At 64.1% G+C, this 17035-nt stretch carries 17 protein-coding genes; 9 read left to right on the top strand and 8 right to left on the bottom strand.

All coding sequences use genetic code 11. The annotated features are described in order from the left end of the window. Nucleotides 1-46 precede the first annotated feature (46 nt). From BLIN9172_RS11170 to BLIN9172_RS11155, 4 genes are all read left to right on the top strand, one after another. Nucleotides 47-577, top strand: a complete 531-nt coding sequence (locus BLIN9172_RS11170) for a flavin reductase family protein (protein ID WP_083532606.1) — start codon at nucleotides 47-49, stop codon at nucleotides 575-577. Between the two features lie 61 nt (nucleotides 578-638). Continuing rightward, complete coding sequence (locus BLIN9172_RS11165) at nucleotides 639-1715, top strand: Rv2578c family radical SAM protein (protein ID WP_101555152.1); 1077 nt, start codon at nucleotides 639-641, stop codon at nucleotides 1713-1715. A gap of 43 nt (nucleotides 1716-1758) precedes the next feature. Further along, complete coding sequence (locus BLIN9172_RS11160; RefSeq protein WP_101555151.1) at nucleotides 1759-2493, top strand: DsbA family oxidoreductase; 735 nt, start codon at nucleotides 1759-1761, stop codon at nucleotides 2491-2493. Nucleotides 2494-2605: 112 nt separating this feature from the next. Beyond that, the gene (locus BLIN9172_RS11155; RefSeq protein ID WP_101555150.1) at nucleotides 2606-3352 is read left to right on the top strand and encodes an MgtC/SapB family protein; all 747 of its coding nucleotides are present in this window, start codon (nucleotides 2606-2608) and stop codon (nucleotides 3350-3352) included. A gap of 31 nt (nucleotides 3353-3383) precedes the next feature. Here BLIN9172_RS11155 and BLIN9172_RS18145 read toward each other — a convergent pair whose 3' ends face one another. Continuing rightward, nucleotides 3384-3986, bottom strand: coding sequence for a TetR/AcrR family transcriptional regulator (locus BLIN9172_RS18145; RefSeq protein ID WP_083532605.1), 603 nt, complete (start codon nucleotides 3984-3986; stop codon nucleotides 3384-3386). A 138-nt stretch (nucleotides 3987-4124) separates the two neighbouring features. Here BLIN9172_RS18145 and BLIN9172_RS11145 point away from each other — a divergent pair, with 138 nt between their 5' ends. The 3 genes from BLIN9172_RS11145 (at nucleotide 4125) to BLIN9172_RS11135 (ending at nucleotide 6193) form a co-directional block, all read left to right on the top strand. After that, nucleotides 4125-4559, top strand: a complete 435-nt coding sequence (locus BLIN9172_RS11145; RefSeq protein WP_101555149.1) for a hypothetical protein — start codon at nucleotides 4125-4127, stop codon at nucleotides 4557-4559. A 6-nt stretch (nucleotides 4560-4565) separates the two neighbouring features. Further along, on the top strand, nucleotides 4566-5261 hold the full coding sequence (locus BLIN9172_RS11140; RefSeq protein WP_101555148.1) for a hypothetical protein: 696 nt from the start codon (nucleotides 4566-4568) through the stop codon (nucleotides 5259-5261). Nucleotides 5262-5365: 104 nt separating this feature from the next. Beyond that, nucleotides 5366-6193: an MBL fold metallo-hydrolase gene (locus BLIN9172_RS11135; protein ID WP_101555178.1), complete on the top strand. Its 828-nt coding sequence runs from the start codon at nucleotides 5366-5368 to the stop codon at nucleotides 6191-6193. A 46-nt stretch (nucleotides 6194-6239) separates the two neighbouring features. Here BLIN9172_RS11135 and BLIN9172_RS11130 read toward each other — a convergent pair whose 3' ends face one another. The 5 genes from BLIN9172_RS11130 to BLIN9172_RS11110 form a co-directional block, all read right to left on the bottom strand. Then, nucleotides 6240-7415, bottom strand: a complete 1176-nt coding sequence (locus tag BLIN9172_RS11130; protein ID WP_240812092.1) for a fatty acid desaturase family protein — start codon at nucleotides 7413-7415, stop codon at nucleotides 6240-6242. Between the two features lie 104 nt (nucleotides 7416-7519). Then, on the bottom strand, nucleotides 7520-8170 hold the full coding sequence (locus BLIN9172_RS11125; protein WP_101555147.1) for a response regulator: 651 nt from the start codon (nucleotides 8168-8170) through the stop codon (nucleotides 7520-7522). Beyond that, nucleotides 8167-9474 carry a sensor histidine kinase gene (locus BLIN9172_RS11120; protein ID WP_101555146.1) on the bottom strand — a complete coding sequence of 436 codons (1308 nt, stop codon included), beginning with the start codon at nucleotides 9472-9474 and terminating at the stop codon, nucleotides 8167-8169. Before BLIN9172_RS11120 ends, BLIN9172_RS11125 begins: the two co-directional genes overlap by 4 nt. 120 nt (nucleotides 9475-9594) lie before the next feature. Continuing rightward, nucleotides 9595-10968, bottom strand: a complete 1374-nt coding sequence (locus BLIN9172_RS11115) for a purine-cytosine permease family protein (RefSeq protein ID WP_240812091.1) — start codon at nucleotides 10966-10968, stop codon at nucleotides 9595-9597. Continuing rightward, a complete protein-coding gene (locus BLIN9172_RS11110; RefSeq protein WP_101555145.1) occupies nucleotides 10965-11444 on the bottom strand; it encodes a YybH family protein in 480 nt (159 codons plus the stop codon). The genes BLIN9172_RS11115 and BLIN9172_RS11110 overlap by 4 nt, the downstream gene beginning before the upstream one ends. Nucleotides 11445-11755: 311 nt before the next feature. Here BLIN9172_RS11110 and BLIN9172_RS11105 point away from each other — a divergent pair, with 311 nt between their 5' ends. Continuing rightward, on the top strand, nucleotides 11756-13021 hold the full coding sequence (locus tag BLIN9172_RS11105; RefSeq protein ID WP_101555175.1) for an SLC13 family permease: 1266 nt from the start codon (nucleotides 11756-11758) through the stop codon (nucleotides 13019-13021). A 30-nt stretch (nucleotides 13022-13051) separates the two neighbouring features. Here BLIN9172_RS11105 and scpC read toward each other — a convergent pair whose 3' ends face one another. Both scpC and BLIN9172_RS11095 read right to left on the bottom strand, forming a co-directional pair. Next, complete coding sequence (scpC, locus tag BLIN9172_RS11100; protein ID WP_101555144.1) at nucleotides 13052-14557, bottom strand: succinyl-CoA:acetate CoA-transferase ScpC; 1506 nt, start codon at nucleotides 14555-14557, stop codon at nucleotides 13052-13054. Nucleotides 14558-14567: 10 nt separating this feature from the next. Further along, nucleotides 14568-15917, bottom strand: coding sequence for an MFS transporter (locus BLIN9172_RS11095; RefSeq protein WP_101555143.1), 1350 nt, complete (start codon nucleotides 15915-15917; stop codon nucleotides 14568-14570). Nucleotides 15918-16095: 178 nt separating this feature from the next. Here BLIN9172_RS11095 and BLIN9172_RS11090 point away from each other — a divergent pair, with 178 nt between their 5' ends. Then, nucleotides 16096-17028 (top strand): LysR family transcriptional regulator, encoded by a 933-nt coding sequence (locus BLIN9172_RS11090; RefSeq protein WP_101555142.1) that lies wholly within the window; start codon nucleotides 16096-16098, stop codon nucleotides 17026-17028. Nucleotides 17029-17035 lie beyond the last annotated feature (7 nt).

The following is a 17035-nucleotide window of genomic DNA, read 5'->3' as shown; positions in this document are numbered from 1 at the left end:
CAGGCGCCCGAGACTCCGACGACCACACGAAGACAGAGGTGAAGGAATGACGCTCTTGGCAGACCCCACCACACAATCACCGGCACCGGTGACCCCCGCAACACCTGAGACCCTCCGCGAGACCTTCTCCCACTTCCCTCAGGGCGTTGCCTTCATCGGGGCCGAGGTCGATGCGGCACCCCTCGGCCTCGTCGCCTCCACGCTCACCGTCGGCGTCTCCCTCGACCCGCCGTTGGTCAGCGTCGCGGTCCAGAACTCGTCGACCACCTGGCCCACCCTGCGCCGGGCACCTGAGCTCGGGATCTCCCTCCTCGGCTCCGACCAGGAGCACCTGGCCCGGCAGCTGGCGTCGAAGGACCGCAGTCGACGCTTCACCGGCGTCAGCCCCGAGGTCACGGCCGGAGGCGGGCTGACGATTCCCGGCAGCTCCGCATTCCTCTGGACCCGGCTCTACGAGGAGGTCGCAGCCGGCGATCATACCGTGGCCCTGCTCGAGATCCTCGGCACCCGCAACGACGACGGACCCGAGGCGCTGGTCTTCCACCGCAGCGAGTTCAAGGGTCTGCGCGTCTCCTGAGCCTGGCTGATCACGGCGCCCCACCCTTGACTCCGATTCGAACTCATGTTCGAATGAAGTCATGCGGTGGAACGAAACGAGTGACGACACCGGCTCGGGCTCCCCGGTCCTCTTCGGAACGAAGGGACTGATCCGGTCGGTGCAGACGCCGGAATTCTCAGGAATCACCTTCCACGAGGTACTGGCGAAGTCCGCTCTCAACAACGTCCCGCGGTCCAGTTCGATGCCGTTTTCCTGGACGGTCAACCCCTACCGCGGCTGCTCGCAAGCCTGCGTGTACTGCTTCGCAAGGAACACCCACCGCTACCTCGATCTCGACTCCGGGACCGACTTCGATCGCCAGGTCGTCGTCAAGGTCAATGTCGCCGAAGTCCTCGCCGCCGAACTGATACGCCCGAAGTGGGCGCGTGACCATGTCGCCCTGGGCACGAACACCGACCCCTATCAGCGGGCCGAAGGCCGCTACTGCCTGATGCCGGGAATCATCACTGCCCTGGCCGAGCAGTCGACACCGATGTCGATTCTGACCAAGGGCACGCTGCTGCGCCGCGATCTGCCGCTGCTGGCCCGCGTCGCCGAAGACGCTCCGGTGGAAATCAGCACGTCGATCGCCGTCCACGACGACGCCCTGCAGCAGAGCATCGAGCCCGGCACGCCGACGACGAAGGCCCGACTGGCCACCGTACGCGCGGCCGCCGAGCTCGGGTTCGACGTCACCGTCTTCATGATGCCGATCATGCCGAAGCTCACCGACTCCCGCGACCACCTCGAATCCGCACTCCGAGCGATCAAGGACGCGGGTGCCGCACGAGTCGTCTACGGAGCGCTGCACCTGCGCCCCGGCGCCCGCGAGTGGTTCTTCGAGTGGCTCGAACGCGAACACCCCGAGCTCCTCCCCCGCTACCGCACGATGTATGCCCGGTCCTCCTACGCGTCGAAGGAGTATCGACGGTGGCTCGGTGAGCGCATCAACCCGCTCATCGACCGCTTCGGATTGCGAGGCCGCAGCGATGACGACTATCCGGCGACTTCCCGGATGCGCGGACGCAGGGAATCGAACCGAACCCCGCGGCAGCCAAGCCTGCAGACGGCACCGGCCCAGCAGTTCGCCGCCCCAGCGCAGCAGGCACTGTTCTGAATCGGACCGGAATATCCGCGCGTCGGGCCCGGTTGGCATTGATATGAAGATTGAGATCTGGTCGGACATCGCCTGCCCCTGGTGCTATATCGGAAAACGTCGCTTCGAGGATGCCCTCGGTACGTTTGCCCACAAGGACGATGTCGACGTCCAGTGGCGCAGCTTCCAGCTGGACCCGAGCCTGCCCGATCACTTTGACGGCACCGAGACCGAATACCTCAGCCAGATGAAGGGCATGCCCGCCGCTCAGGTGCGGCAGATGTTCGACCATGTCACGCAGCAGGCCGCCGCAGTCGGTCTGAACTACGACTTCGATTCGATCGTCGTGGCCAACAGCTTCACCGCCCATCGCTTCCTCCACTTCGCCAAGACTCACGGGCTCATGTCACAGGCCAAGGAAGCGCTGCTGTCGGGGCACTTCGAGAAGGGGCGCGACATCGGTGACATCGATTATCTCGCCGAGGTGGGGCGTGAGATCGGCCTCGATTCCGACGAAGTCCGTCGCGTCCTCGCAACCGATGAGTACTCCGAGGAGGTGCGGTCCGATATCAGCGAGGCACGCTCGCTCGGCGCCAACGGCGTCCCGTTCTTCGTCATCGACCGCAAGTACGGCATCTCCGGGGCGCAGTCGGCCGACGTCTTCACCCAGGCCCTCGAGACGGCATGGGTTGAGGGCCAGAAGCTCACGGTGCTCGCCGGCCCTCCGCAGTCAGCCGACAAAGACAAGGCAGATGAACTCACCGAGGGCGCAGTCTGCGGCCCGGACGGCTGCCACTAAAAGCCCCCCTCCCTTATTGCTACCTGACGGCGGCCCAGCAACCTCGCGCGAGGTTGCTGGGCCGCCGTCAGGTAGCAACTAGGGGGTTGGGTGGGGCTATGGTGAAGTGACTATGGTCAACTCCTCGTCGTTTGAGAACATCCTGGGCAGCGCAGGACTGCTCCAGGCCGGTCTGCTGCTGGCCAGCTTCGTCCTGTGCTCATTCATCGGCTTCGAACGACAGTTCAGGCAGAAGGCTGCCGGCTACCGCACCCACGTGCTCGTCGGCATCGGCACCTGCGCCTTCACGCTGACCTCCGCCTATGGGTTCGAAGGCGTGCTCGACAACGACGTCCGGCTCGATCCTTCACGGATCTCCGCGCAGATCGTCTCCGGCATCGGCTTCCTCGGCGCCGGAGTGATCTTCAAGGGACGCAACATGGTCCGCGGTCTCACCACTGCCGCGACGATCTGGGTCACGGCCGCCGTCGGTATGGCCTGCGGCGCCGGGATGCTGCTCTTGGCGACGATGCTCACTGCCCTCCACCTGTTCACGCTCTTCGTCATCGCTCCCCTGATCCGCAAGATCCCCAACAGCGACCACCGCAAACTGCTGCGGGTGTCCTACCGCGACGGAGCGGGAGTCCTCCGCGAGATCCTCGCCCTCGCCGGCCAAATGGGATTCAAGAACACCATCGTCGATTCGCGGCGGTTCGAGTCCGCCGACGGGACGCGGATGGTCCAGGTCGACGTGAGATTCGACGGAAAACGACCCCTGCACCTGCTTGTGGCCCCGCTCATGGAGCTGAACGGAGTCGAAACGGTGAGCATGCGCGAAGACCGCGTCCATTCGGTCGATGACGACGGCGACTCCGTCTGAGCAGCGGAGGAACGAAGAAGTCGACGCTGACTCAGAACTCGATGCTGGAGAGCACGGCTTCGATTCCGGCACGGACTCGCACTCTGGAGGGTTCGCCGAAGACGGTCGACTGGACGACTGCGCCCTGGATCATGGCCAGCAGGCCGGGCACCAGAACCGCGGCCCGAGCCCGCGCGGTCTCTGCATCCACTCCCCGTTGGTCCTGCAGGTAGAGAGCGAGGTAGTCGGTGAACTCTGCGATGAGCGTTTCGAAGGTACCCCTGGCGAAATTCGCGAACTCCATGTCGTAGGAGGACTCACCCCACACCTGAACCATCACCGGTGAGAACGGGTTGTCGATGAGCAGTGAATCGATGATCTCGACGAACACCTCCGCAGGAGCCGTCACCTCACCACCGGATGTGGCTGCATCGAGCACCGCCATGCGCGGCCCCATCACCCGGCGGGCGACGTCGATCATCAGGTCGGCCTTCGACGCATAGTAGACATAGACGGCTCCGGCCGACAGCCCCGCCTCCTTGACGATATCGGCCATCGACGCACCGGCGAATCCTTTGCGGGCAAAGCATGTCAGAGCCGCATCCTGGATCCTGGTACGCATCGCGGCCTTGTGCTCCTCGGTGACCTTCGGCACTTCTCCCCCTAAAAACGAATGGCCATTCTTGATATATCCTAGCCGATGGTTTCATAATGAACGAGTATTCGTTTTCGATGATTGGACAGAGATGCCGACACAGATACTCAAAGAGAAGACCAGGCCGATCGCTAGGCCGTGAGCAAGACACCGGGGAATGCGGCGCAAGCCGCTCCCCTGCAGTTCAGGCGGGCGATCCTCGTCGCCGTCCTCGCCGCCGCTGTCGTCAGCCTCGTCCTCCTCGCCTTCAGCTGGCCGACTGTGACCACGGACCCCAAGGACCTGCCGATCGCCGCGGTCGGGGACGAAGAGCAGATCGACCAGATCGCTGACAACGCTACCGACGGCATGCTCTACCTCAAACAGATCGACTCCCGCGCCGAGGCGGTGCGGATGATCGAAGAACGTGAAGTCTACGGAGCCTTCGTCCCCGAGGACGACCCGGAGATCCTCATCGCCAAGGCCGCCTCCCCGGCAGTCGCTCAGCAGCTCAGTTCGATCGGCGCCCAGATGCAGCACAGCATCGATGAACAGGCGATCTCGGGCTTCCAAGAAGGCACGAAGAAGATGTAGGAGCAGATGCAGAAGGCCCTCGAAGCCGCTGCCGCCGGCCAAGCTCCGCCACAGCGCAACCCGGCAGGAGCCGGGTCCGATCCGGCCGCCTCGGCGAAGGACATTCCCCAGGTGACGATCACCGACGTCGCACCGCTGTCCGATGACGACCCCTCCGGTGTGGGACTGGCCATCGCGGGTCTGCCGTTGACGCTCGGCGGGATCGTCGGCGGTGTGCTCACCTGCATGGGCATCCGCTCACGGCGGATGCGTCTGGTCGGCACTATCGTCTACGGCGTCGTCGGAGGACTCGCTCTGGCACTCATCATGCAGACCTGGTTCGGGATCCTGCAGGGCAACTTCGGGATCAACGCGCTGGCGATCGGACTGTCGATCGCGACCGCGGTCGGCCTCATCAACGGCTTCGTCTCCGTCATCGGTCCTGCCGGCATCGCTGTCGGTGCGGTGCTCACCATGATCATCGGCAACCCGATCGCCTCACTCAATCAGCCGAAGGAATTCCTCGCCGGTTCCTGGGGTGATATCGGCCAGTTCTTCGTCCCCGGTGCCGCAGGCACCCTGCTGCGCGACCTCTCCTACTTCCCCGACGCGCCCATGGCGCTCCAGTGGTGGGTGCTCAGCGCATGGCTTGCCGTCGGCATCGCACTCATCCTCGTCGGCCACGTCATCGCTCACAGGAAGGCGCATACCGCCGCCCACTGACGAGCCGTGCAGGTGCTGGATCCCATCGATCCTGGTCTTCACTTGATCGGAGGACTAAGCTCGGTGGGAGTCTGTGGTTTCACATGTGGGACCGAGAGGGTGACATGGTGGCACCGAGCGATGTGACGATCTGCCGCACCTGCGGGGTGGAGACGACGACGCCTCCGCCCGCGCAGTGTCCGATCTGTACCGACGACCGGCAATGGGTTCCGGCCTCCGGCCAGCAGTGGACGACTCGGGCAGAGCTCGAGTCCGAGGGACATCACATCAGCACTGCGCAGCGCGAACCCGGCCTCTTCGCCATCCGCGTCGAACCGAAGCTCGGGATCGGGCAGACCTGCTATCTCGCCTGCACCGATTCCGGCAATCTGCTCTTCGACGTCCCCGCTTATATCGACGCCGAGGCGGTCGCGGCGGTCCGCGAGCTCGGCGGAGTTGCCGCCATCGCCGCCAGCCACCCGCATATGTTCGGCGCCCAGTTGGAATGGAGCGCCGCGTTCGACGATGCCCCCGTCTTCGTGTGCCGGGCCGACCTCGAATGGGTGCAGCGGACCGGGCCGGCCATCTGCCCCTATTTCCACGAGACGGAGCCGGTTCCGGGAGTGAGGCTCCGGCGCGTCGGCGGTCATTTCCCGGGCAGTGCGGTGGCGATGTGGACGGGCTCCGACGGCACCGGAGTCATGCTCAGCGGTGATTCCATCGGCCCGGTGCCGCGCTCTGGTTGGGTGAGCTTCATGCGCAGCTTCCCGAACTATCTGCCCTTGTCAGCTGCTGTTGTCAGGCGGATCGCCGCCTCGGTGTCCGATCTCGATTTCGACCGCATGTACGGCAACTTCGGCCAGATGATCGGAAGCGAGGCATTTGCTGCGGTGCAGAACTCGGCTCAGCGCTACGCCGAGTGGGTCTCCGGCGATCACGATCACCTCACCTGAGCTCTCCCGCCTGTCTGCCAGTGCGCACGGACCGGACGTCGGTGTCTCAGCGCGACCGGAACTGCGCTGTGATGGGGCAGTCGAAGGGATCGGCTTCGCCGAGGCCGACGCGGTTGAGGTAGGCGATGATGATCTTGTAGGACTCGAGCAGAGTCGTCTCCGTGTAGGTGATGTCCTTCTGGCGACAGTATTCGCGGACCATCGGCTGGACTTTATGGAGATTGACGCTGGGCATGCTCGGGAACAGGTGGTGTTCGATCTGGTAGTTCAGACCACCCATGAGGAAGCCCATGAAGCGGCCGCCGGAGATATTGCGTGACATGAGCGTCTGCCGGCGGAGGAAGTCGATCTTCACATCTTTGGGCACGATCGGCTGGCCTTTGTGGTTCGGGGCGAAGGATCCGCCCATGTGGATTCCGAAGACGGCGAGCTGCACGAGGAAGAACACGCTGCCGATGAGGGGGCCGGCAGCCCAGATGGCCAGGGCCGGAAATCCGATGAGGCGAATGCCGATGAAGATGCCTTCGATCCAGCGGCGCTTGACCGAGGACTGTCCGCGGACGATGGCTTTGACGGATTCGACGTGGAGCTGCAGACCGGCCAGGGTCAGCAGCGGCAGGAAGAACCAACCTTGACGGGCGGCGAACCATTTGGCCAGACCTGTGCGCTCACGTGCGTCATCGGGGGTGAAGACGAGGGCGCCGGGAGCGATGTCGCCATCGACTCCGGCCTTGTTCGGGTTGGCGTGGTGGAGGGCATTGTGCTTCTTCAGCCACCAGCCGTAGCTCAGCCCGATGAAGAGGTTGCCGATGATCGTCGACACCCACTCCCCCACTTTGCCGTTGGTGAAGATCTGGCGGTGCGCCGCATCGTGGGCGACGTAGGCGGTCTGAGTGAACAGAGCACCGAAGACCACTGCAGTCGCCAGCTGCCACCAGGACTCTCCGATGAGGAAGAGCATGGCAAAGGACACGACGTAGCCGAGGCCGAGGAGGACGAAGCGCAGAGTGTTCCAACCGGGGCGTCTGGCCAGCAGACCGGCCTCTTTGACCAGGGCCATCAGCGCGGAGAAGTCGCTGGTGAATTCCTGTTCGGTCGTTCCCCTCTTGGCTCGGCGGCGTTCGAGCACTTCGGCCCGCGACGCCCGATCTGGGGCGGGAGTCGCCAACGGGGTCGAGGCAGGAGCGGTCGGTTCGGAAGTCATGAGGTCAGACGGGTTCATAATGACTACCGTATGGATCCGGGCGTGGCTTTTCGTCACCCCTGGGAGCCGTTCTTCACCCCCTACTCGGGTAGGGGGTGCGAGACGAAGACGAGCGCTCGGACTCAGCTGTTGGGAATGACGAGACCGGATTCGTAGGCGGCGATAACTGCTTGGGCGCGGTCGCGGGCATCGAGTTTGTACAGGATCCGGGAGACATGGGTCTTCACGGTCTGCACCGCGATGTGCAGGCTCGACGCGATCTCTGTGTTCGAAGCTCCGCGTGCGACTTGGATAAGGATCTCGCGTTCCCGGTCCGTGAGTTCGGGCAGCGCTGTGCGGTTGGCCGTCTTCCCACCGGTAGCGAAGTGCTCGATGACTCGCTTGGTCACGCTCGGTGCCAGCAGCGCTTCGCCTCCGGCGACGATGCGGACCGCCTCGGCGAGTTCACCGGGTGGAGCGTCTTTGAGGAGGAATCCGCTGGCCCCGGCACGGATGGCGTCGAAGACGTAATCGTCGATGTCGAAGGTGGTGAGCATGATGATCCGGGTCGCGGCCTTCGCCGCGACGATCGTGCGGGTCGCTTCGATTCCGTCCATCAGCGGCATCCGGACGTCCATGAGGACGATATCGGGGGCGAGGTCGGCGACGAGCTCGACGCAGTGTGCGCCGTCCTCGGCCTGTCCGATGACGTCGATATCCGGATGGGCGCTCAACAGTGCGGCGAAACCGGCGCGCACCATCGCCTGGTCATCGGCGATGACGGCCCTGATCATGGGATCTCCTTGTCCGTGCCCGAAGTGTCCGTACCCGGAGTGCCGGTGGTCGATTCGCTGCCGTCGGTGAGAGGTTCGCGCGGCGCCAGCGGCAGCACTGCTTCGACTTCGAAGCCTCCGTCGGCAGTGGCTCCGGTGCGGATCTCCCCGCCGACGGAGGCGGCGCGTTCGCGCATGCCGATCAGTCCCTGCCGGTCGTGTTTGTCGTGTTTCGCGGCGTCGCCGGGGCCGTCGCCGTGGTCGTTGGTGACGCTGATCCAGACGGCGGAACTGCCGCCGCGGATGCGGATGGCGATGGTGGAGTTGCGGGCGTGGCGGACGGCATTGCTCAGGGCCTCTTGGATGATGCGGTAGCCGACGAGTCCGGTGCTGTCGCGCATGAGGTCGTCGATGGGTTCGCCGCTGCGTTCGACGCTGACCTGCACTCCCGCCTGTCGGGCTTTGTCGACGAGCGGATCGATCTCGGAGAACTTCGGCTGCGGGGCCAGTTCGCCTTTGCCCTCATCATTGCGCAGGACACTGAGCAGACCGCGCATCTCCGTCAGCGCGGTGCGGGCCGAGGTGGAGATGACGTCGAACTCTTTGGCCACCTCCGGGTCGATACCGGCATGACGGAAAGGCGCGCTGGAGGCCTGGATGTTGATGATCGACATGCTGTGGGCGACGATGTCGTGGAGTTCCCGGGCGATGCGCGCCTTCTCCTCGATGGTCACTCGTTTGGAGTGCTCCTCCGCCGTGTTCTCCTTCTCCTGGACCAGCTGGGAGCGGATGAGCTGCCATTGTTGGATGATGACCGCGGCGAGATAGACGCCGCCGGCGATGCAGGAGTAGATGAGGATGTTGACGATGGCGCCATCGGTGCGGGTGTCTGCGACGAGCAGATGAGTGATGAGCACCGCGGCTGCCGAGCCTGCGATGCTGCCGAGCAGTGCGCCCAGGGCCACTCCCCAGTGGGCCCGGAGTCCGATGATGAGGATGATGACAATCTGAGTGATCATCATCGGGACCATCCACGGCCACGGCACCCCGGACACGTGGGGCCCCAGCAGCGGCAGCACCGTGCAGGCGGCGATCGACATGAGCGTGCCGAAGAGCGGACGCAGCATGGACAGCAGCATGGATCCGACATGGACGATGGTGACGATGAAAGCCAGTGCGACGGGGACATCGTTGACGGACACGGCGATCGACGACTCCACGGCCAGCATGACGATGGCCAGAACGATCACCGCGACCCAAGCCAGCGCCTCGGGGTTGAGTCGACGGTTCGGCGGCATGAACCTGTCGAAGACTTTTGTGACCATCACAGACACCCGGTTCCCTTCTGCGATTCCGGCCGACCGTTGCGATCATAGCGCCTGAACTGCGTCATCACCTGGGAACGGCACATGGTGGTCGGCCAGGCCGGGACCGGGCACACCCGCTCAGTCTCCGCGGATCCCGTCGGCCAGGTGCGCGTGTTCCGTTCTCGCGAACTTCTCTCGGCTGCCCCAGGACAGCACGAGATAGAGCACGAAGGAGACGGCGAAGGACGGGATCGTCGCTCCGATCGGGCGCGGATAGGCGTAGGTGAGCACATAGGAGGCAAGAGCGCCGAGGACCCATACGCCGACTGCCACCCAGTTGACTCCGCGAGTGTAGGCGTAGACGCCGCCGGAGTCCTTGAGGATGTCGGGTGAGTAGGCACCGCGTTTGATGATGTAGTAGTCGGCGATGAGGATCGCGAAGACGGGGACGAAGAAGGCACCGATCATCACCAGGAAGTCGGTGTACTGGTCGAGCAGGGCCAGCCACGTCGACCCGATGATCGAGATCGCGCCGAGGATGAGGGCCGTCGGCAGGAATCTCAGCTTCGTCTTGCTCTGCGCGCCGACGACGGAATTGACCATTCCGTAGACGACCATCGTGTTCGTGGCCATGACGGACAGGAAGATGACGATGGCCAGCGCCCACCCGAACTCGGCGGCCAACGCCGTCGGGTCGAACTCGGCCGGGTCTCCCCCGTCGAGCAGGATGAAGCTGAACGCCGTGAGACCGAGCAGCATCGCCAGCACGGTCGAGCTCAGGTAGCCCAGCCCCGATCCGACGATTCCGGCTGTCTGGGTGCGGGCCAATCGGTTGAGGTCACCGGAGAGCACGGTCCAGGAGATGGCTGTGGAGATGACGATATCGAGTGCGAGAACCGGAGTGAAGCCGAGTTCCGGCAGGCTCTCGATCCCTGCGTATTCGCTCGGTGAGTGTCCGGTGAAGGCGATGACGAAGATATAAGCCATGACCAGCAGGATGAGGAGAGCGAACCAGGGTTCGGCCTTCTCGATGCCTTCATGGCCGAGAATCGCCAACCCGACGACGAGCGCCTGGCAGAGCACCGAGAAGAGGATCGGATTGGAGAACCCCGTCGTCTGGGCGACCACATAGTTGACGCTGATTCCCGCCAACATGGCCTGCACCCAGCTCCAGCCCATGAGGATGATGACGTTGGCGGCGACCGGCAGGAAGCTGCCCTTGGCGCCGAAGGCACCGCGGGTGATGGCCATGGTCGCCAAGCCCGTACGGGTGCCGATGTTGCCGATGAGCGTGAGCACGATGGTGCCGATGACCGTCCCGAGAATGATGACGATGACCGCTGTGGTGAAGTCGATGCCGGGAACGAACAAAGTTCCGGTCAGCAGGGTCGTGACGACGAGGTTCGCGGCCAGCCAGATCATGAACATCCGTCCCCCGCTCAGGGTCCCGCGGATGGCTCCGGAATCGTGCCCGGATTCCAATCGCTGTTCCAAACGGCGGTACCAGCTCACTGCGGGACCTCCTCGGTGTCGGGTGTGCTCTCGTCGGCACTGGGGCCAAGCGCCGACGAGCCGTCGGCAGGGTCCGGGACCGTGGAGAGGTGTTCGTGGATGGCGATGAGTTCACCGTCACCGAGGCGGCGGAAGACGATCGATTCGCGTTCCCGGTACGATTCCCGCCCGTCTGCGGTGTTCACGGTCGTATCGACGGTGTGGGAGAAGACGGCTCCGCCGGGGAAAGTCTGCACGAGCTGATCCGACGAGGCGCAGGCGGCCACTGACCAACCGTCGGCCAACCACGAAGCCCACTCCCTTTCATATTCCGCACGAGTGTTCAGGCGTCGCGCTTCGGGGTGGAAGACGAACGAGGCGTCCTCGGCGAATCGGGAGAAATACGACTGAGTGTCCGTGGCAGCGAAGGCATCGACGATCGCCGAGGCGGCCGTGAGCACATCTGATGCGCTGGGCTCCGGTGTGGATTCGTTCATGATCGACGGCGACCTTTCGCAGACTGAGAAACAGAGGATGCCGCGTTGAGTCCAAATGATTCGCGTGCGGCCCGATGAAGCTGAATGACACACTAACGAGTCTGTGATCGTCCGCACTATCCGCGATGGACGAATTCTGACCTCAGTTGTACGAAGCGGCGAATCGGCGCGTGAATTCTTCCGCTGAACGTCACTGTGAGTTCATATGCCGAATGGACCTGATCGCACCAGGTGACATGCATGAATTTGAGTCGCATGCCCGTGTGCCGCCGGACATTCCGCGGCTGACGTTCGAAGGAGAAGCTGAACCCATGAGTGCAGAACTGATCTGCGTCGTCGTCCTCGGACTGATGTTCGTCATCGGAACCTGGCGAGACATCAATATGGGACTCCTCGGCTTCCTCGCGGCCGCCGGGGTCGGCGGCCTCGTCCTCCACCAGGCACCCGACGAGTTCCTTGCAGGATTTCCCGTTGATCTCTTCCTCACCCTTGTCGGCCTGACCTACCTCTTCGGATTCGCCCAGAACAACGGCGCCATCGAAGTGATCGTCCATTGGTGCGTGAAGCTCGTCGGCGGGCGCGTCGGACTCATGCCGTGGATCTTCTTCGCACTGACGGCTGTCCTCATCTCGCTGGGAGCGCTCTTTGCGGTGGCCATCATCGCCCCGCTGGCGCTGACAGTCGCACGCCGGCACCGGATCAATCAGTTCATGGTCGGTCTGCTCGTCGTGCACGGAGCATTGGCCGGCGCGTTCTCCCCGATCAGCGTCTACGGCATCTTCATCAATGACTATCTGACCACGAACGGTCTCACACCGACGCCGCTGACCTTGTTCCTCGCTCCGTTCGTGTTCAACGCCGCCTTCGCTGTCGTCGTCTACTTCGTCCTCCATCGCAGGCCCGGATTGCGCGCCGAAGCCGACGACGCACTCACCCAAACCGAGTCCGTCGGCAACGACGGAACCGCTATCAGGCTCACACGCTCTCAGATCCCGACCCTCATCGGGCTCGTCGCCATGGCGCTCTCAGTGATCATCTTCAGCTGGGATGTGGGCCTGGTGACCATCACGATCTCGGTGGTCCTCGCCGCCATCGACCCCGCCGCAGGCAAAGCCGCGATGTCGAAGGTCTCGTGGTCGATCGTCATCCTCATCTGCGGTGTGCTCACCTACATCGCCGTGCTGCAGGAGGCCGGAACGGTCGAATGGGTGTCGGCCGGAATCTCAGCGATCGGCGTCCCCCTGCTGGCAGCGCTGCTGCTGTTCTACATGTCCGGCCTGATCTCTGCGCTGGCGTCGTCTCTGGCGATCATCGGTGTCGTCATCGCTCTGGCGGTGCCGTTCCTCGAATCGGGAGACGTCGATGTCGGCGGATTCGTTGCGGCTCTGGCGATCGCTGCGACCATCGTCGACATCAGTCCGTTCTCCACCAACGGCGCCATGCTCCTGGCGAACGTTCACACGACTATCCGCGACCGCTACTACAGGCAGATGATCGGCTACGCCGGTCTCATGTGCCTCATCGGGCCAGGACTCGCCTGGGTGGTCGCGGCAGCACCGACCATCATCGGCAGCTGAACCGGCGGGGCCGTACGGCCCCGCAGCTGATCACATATGACCGGTCGTGAGGAAGTTCTCGTGCCAGGACAGAGCCTCGGCGAGGATATGCGGGGTGTGTCGACCGGTCGGGTTCGCCGCGAGCGCCCGCTCGAGGTAATCGGTGAGACGGTCCCGGTAGTCCGGGTGGGCGCAGTTGTCGATGATCTTCCGTGCCCTGGCCACCGGCGGCAGTCCGCGCAGATCGGCCAGGCCCTGTTCGGTGACCAAGATCTGAGTGTCGTGTTCGGTGTGGTCGATATGGCTGGCGAACGGCACGATCGCCGAGATCGCTCCCACTTTGGCCTGCGAACTCGACACGAAGAAGTTGAGGTAGGCGTTGCGGGCGAAGTCACCGGAGCCGCCGATGCCGTTGATGATCGACGATCCGGTCACGTGCGTGGAGTTCACGTTGCCGTAGATATCGGCTTCGACCATCCCGTTGATCGCAATGACGCCGAGGCGGCGGATCGCTTCGGGATGGTTCGACATCTCCTGAGTGCGCAGCAGGATCCGGCCCTTGTACGACTCGATCCGGTCGTTGAAATCCGCCGCCCGTTCGGCCGAGAGTGAGAACGCCGTCGCCGACACCGAGGCGAGCTTTCCGCTGTCGATGAGGTCGAGCATTCCGTCCTGGATGACTTCCGTATAGGCGCTCAGTCCCTCGAACTCGCTGTCAGCGAGATTGCCCATCACCGCGTTGGCGACATTGCCGACGCCTGACTGCAGCGGCAGCAGCTCCGGTGGCAGTCGATCGGCTGCGATCTCATGACGAAGGAAATCAACGAGGTGGCTCGCAATCGCCTTCGAATCCTCGTCGGCGGGTTTGAACGGCAGGTTCCGGTCCGGCGCGTTCGTCTCCACCACGGCGACGACCTTCGCCGGGTCGACACGCAGATAGGGGTCACCGATGCGCTGCATCGGCTCGAGCAGCTGGATCGGCAGCCGCTCGGGCGGGCGCCGGGTTCCGTAGTAGACGTCGTGGAAGCCTTCGTACCCACGCGGGTGCCAATCGTTGACTTCGAGGATGACCTTATCGGCCAGGTCGAGCCACGTCTTCGAGTTCCCGACGGAGCTGCCGGGCACCAGCAGACCGTTGGGCAGGATCGCCGCGACTTCGACGACGGCGACGTCGAGGTTGCCGTAGAAGCCGAACCACGCCTGCTGCGCCGCATGGCTGAGGTGAGTATCGACGTAAGCGGTGTCGCCAGAGTTGATCGAGGCCCGCATCGCCGGATCGGATTGGAACGGCAGACGCTTGCTCACCGCGTTCGCTTCGGCCAGCACTCCGTCGAGTTCCGGTGCCGTCGACGCTCCCGTCCACAGTTCGACGCGGAAGTCTGCGCCCTTCTCCTGTGCGGCCTGAGCGCGTGCGGCCACTGCCCCCGGCACTGCCTTCGGGTAGCCCGAACCGGTGAATCCGCTCATGGCCACACGTTGGCCATTGTCGATATGGCGGGCCGCCTCCTCGGCGGTGACGGTCTTGGTACTCAGCTCGGGGCAGGTGATTCTCGACATGGCTGGCAGTCTATCGGGCGGCCGAGTCCGCGGCCGAGTCGGTCCTGCTGTCGCCGTCGGACGCACCGCGGCCGTCGTCGACGCGCCCGACCTCGACGAAGCCGAATGCCGACTCGGATTCGCTGCGTCGGATCACAGGCTCAGCCTTCGACTGTCGAATCGCCGTCTGAGACAGGCTCGGCACTGGAATCGCGACGATCGTCGCCAGCAGCAGAGCCAAGGTGAAGATCATCGTGCCGATGACCAGAGGCATACTCAGCGCCAGCACCCCGACGATGACAGCCGGCGCACCGGCGCCGGCGTAGAAGGCGAGATAGAGTGCCGCGGATATGCCGGCACGGTTCTTCGGCGGAGTGAGCACGTCGATCTCCCGGTTGGCTCCCCAGTAGCTCAGCCCGTGACCGACGCCCGTGGCCACGGCTGCGAACACCATGATGATCTTCACCGCCGAAGGGCTGATCTCCGGCAGATTCGATGACAGCAGAAGAGCCGCTCCGAGTCCCATGAGCGTCAGCCCCAGGGTCTGCGCCGCGCGAGGCTGGAGCTTCGGCGCTATCAGCTGGCTCGCGGCCGAGACGACCAGAACCGAGCCGACGATGAGTCCGGAGGTCAGGGTGCCCGATTTCGGGATGATCGATTGCGCCATCGACGGCAGCAGAGCAAGGAAGAGACCAAGAGCCGTCCAGCCGATGAAGCCGGTCAGTGCGGCGATGTTGAAGCTTGTGCGCATGGCTCCCGGCACGGACGGCCACGTCGGCCTCCATCGCTGGCGTGTGATCGGCCGCTGCAGCGGCATCATCGCGATGAGGACCATGACGCTGACGATGAGGACCACCATGACGAGGAACGGCAGAAAGAGCGGCGCGGTCGACAGCGAGGAGACGACACCGGCGAGTATCGGGCCGAGTCCCGACCCCAGGACGAACGAGACCGTCGCCAGAGTCGATCCCAACCAGACTCTTCGTGCCGGTGAGGCCTCGACCATCAGAGCGATTCCGGCACCTGTGCCGAGCCCGAGTCCGATGCCGACCAGTGCCCTGCCGATGAACAGGCCGGCGATTCCCGCCGTGTCGATCCCGAAGATCGCCGTGCCGAACCCGACCAGACCGATCGCGGCCAGCAGCACCGGCTTGCGACCGAAGGTATCCGCCGCCGATCCGAACAGCAGCAGAGACGGCAGACAGCTGAAGACATCCGTAGCGTAGAGCGACGTCATCAGAGATTCCGACATACCGTGCGCTTCTTGCAGCAGCGGATACAGAGGGCTGGCCATATTCGCGGCCGCAGAGAGGATGAGCAGGACCAGCGCACCGAACCACAGCTGTCGCCTCGTCCCTCTGATACGTGCGTTCTCAGCCAATCGGAACCTCCATCTCTTCGCCTCGGCATCTGTGGTCACAGGAGCTGCAGGTGCGTCCCCAAGTCGGATCTGCGGATCGTGGAGACCACTTCGTCGCGCCCTGTCGGTTCCATGATGGAGCCACGCGAGTATTGTTGTCTATCGTAAGAACTTATACGTAACCATTCGATAGGATCACATGATCGACAGTCGGCTCACCATGTTGAGCATGATCCAACGACACGGCACAGTCACGGCCGCAGCACACTCATTGCGCTACTCGCCGTCGACGGTGTCCCATCAGGTCAAGCAGCTCGCCGCGGAGCTCGCGGTCACTCTGCTCGAACAGCATGGACGCAATGTCAGGCTCACTCCGGCGGCCGAGGCGCTGCTGCGACATGTCGATGTCATGTCAGCGGAGTGGGAGTTGGCGCTGGCCGATCTCGGTCGGTTCTCCGAAACTGTGTCCGGCTCGTTGGGTCTGTGCGGTTTCTCCACCGCCGCCAGTCTGCTGCTGCCGCCGACGATGCGGGCTCTCAACAAGCAGTTCCCGCATATGCAGACCCAGACGATCGAAGCCGAACCCAGCGAATCCTTCGACTATCTGCTCTCCGGAGATGCCGATATCGGCATCATTGTCGCGGCCCCCGACATCCCCGCAGGCGTTGATGATCGGTTCAGTCACCACTTCCTCATCGACGATCCGCTCGATCTCATGGTTCCCCTCGACCACCAGTTGGCAGACCGCGCATCGGTCACGATCGCCGAGACCGTCGACGAGACATGGATTCTGGGCAGACCCGGCACCGGATACCACCAACTCGTCATGGCCAGTTGCGCGGCGGCCGGGTTCGCGCCCCGCATCGGGCATTTCGCCGATGATTGGAACACGGGAACCGCACTCGTCCACGGCGGCTTCGGAGTATGTGTGGCCTCACGGATGTCGCGGTCGCAGGATCTTCACCCGGTGCGGCGGATCCCCATCAGCGGCGACAATGCCCCGTCACGGCACATCACGGCCGTGACTCGGACCGGAGCAGATGCCCGTGAGACGGTGGCTTTTGCGCTCGAGACCTTGTCGGTCGAGACGGAGCGCCTGATGAGCCGCCTCGGAGAGGGACTCCGAGGTTGACTACAGC

The sequence above is a fragment of the Brevibacterium linens ATCC 9172 genome, assembly GCF_900169165.1.
Taxonomy (GTDB): domain Bacteria; phylum Actinomycetota; class Actinomycetes; order Actinomycetales; family Brevibacteriaceae; genus Brevibacterium; species Brevibacterium linens.
The sequence above is the reverse complement of the archived record's forward strand: the minus strand, read 5'-3'. Positions and strand labels throughout refer to the sequence as shown.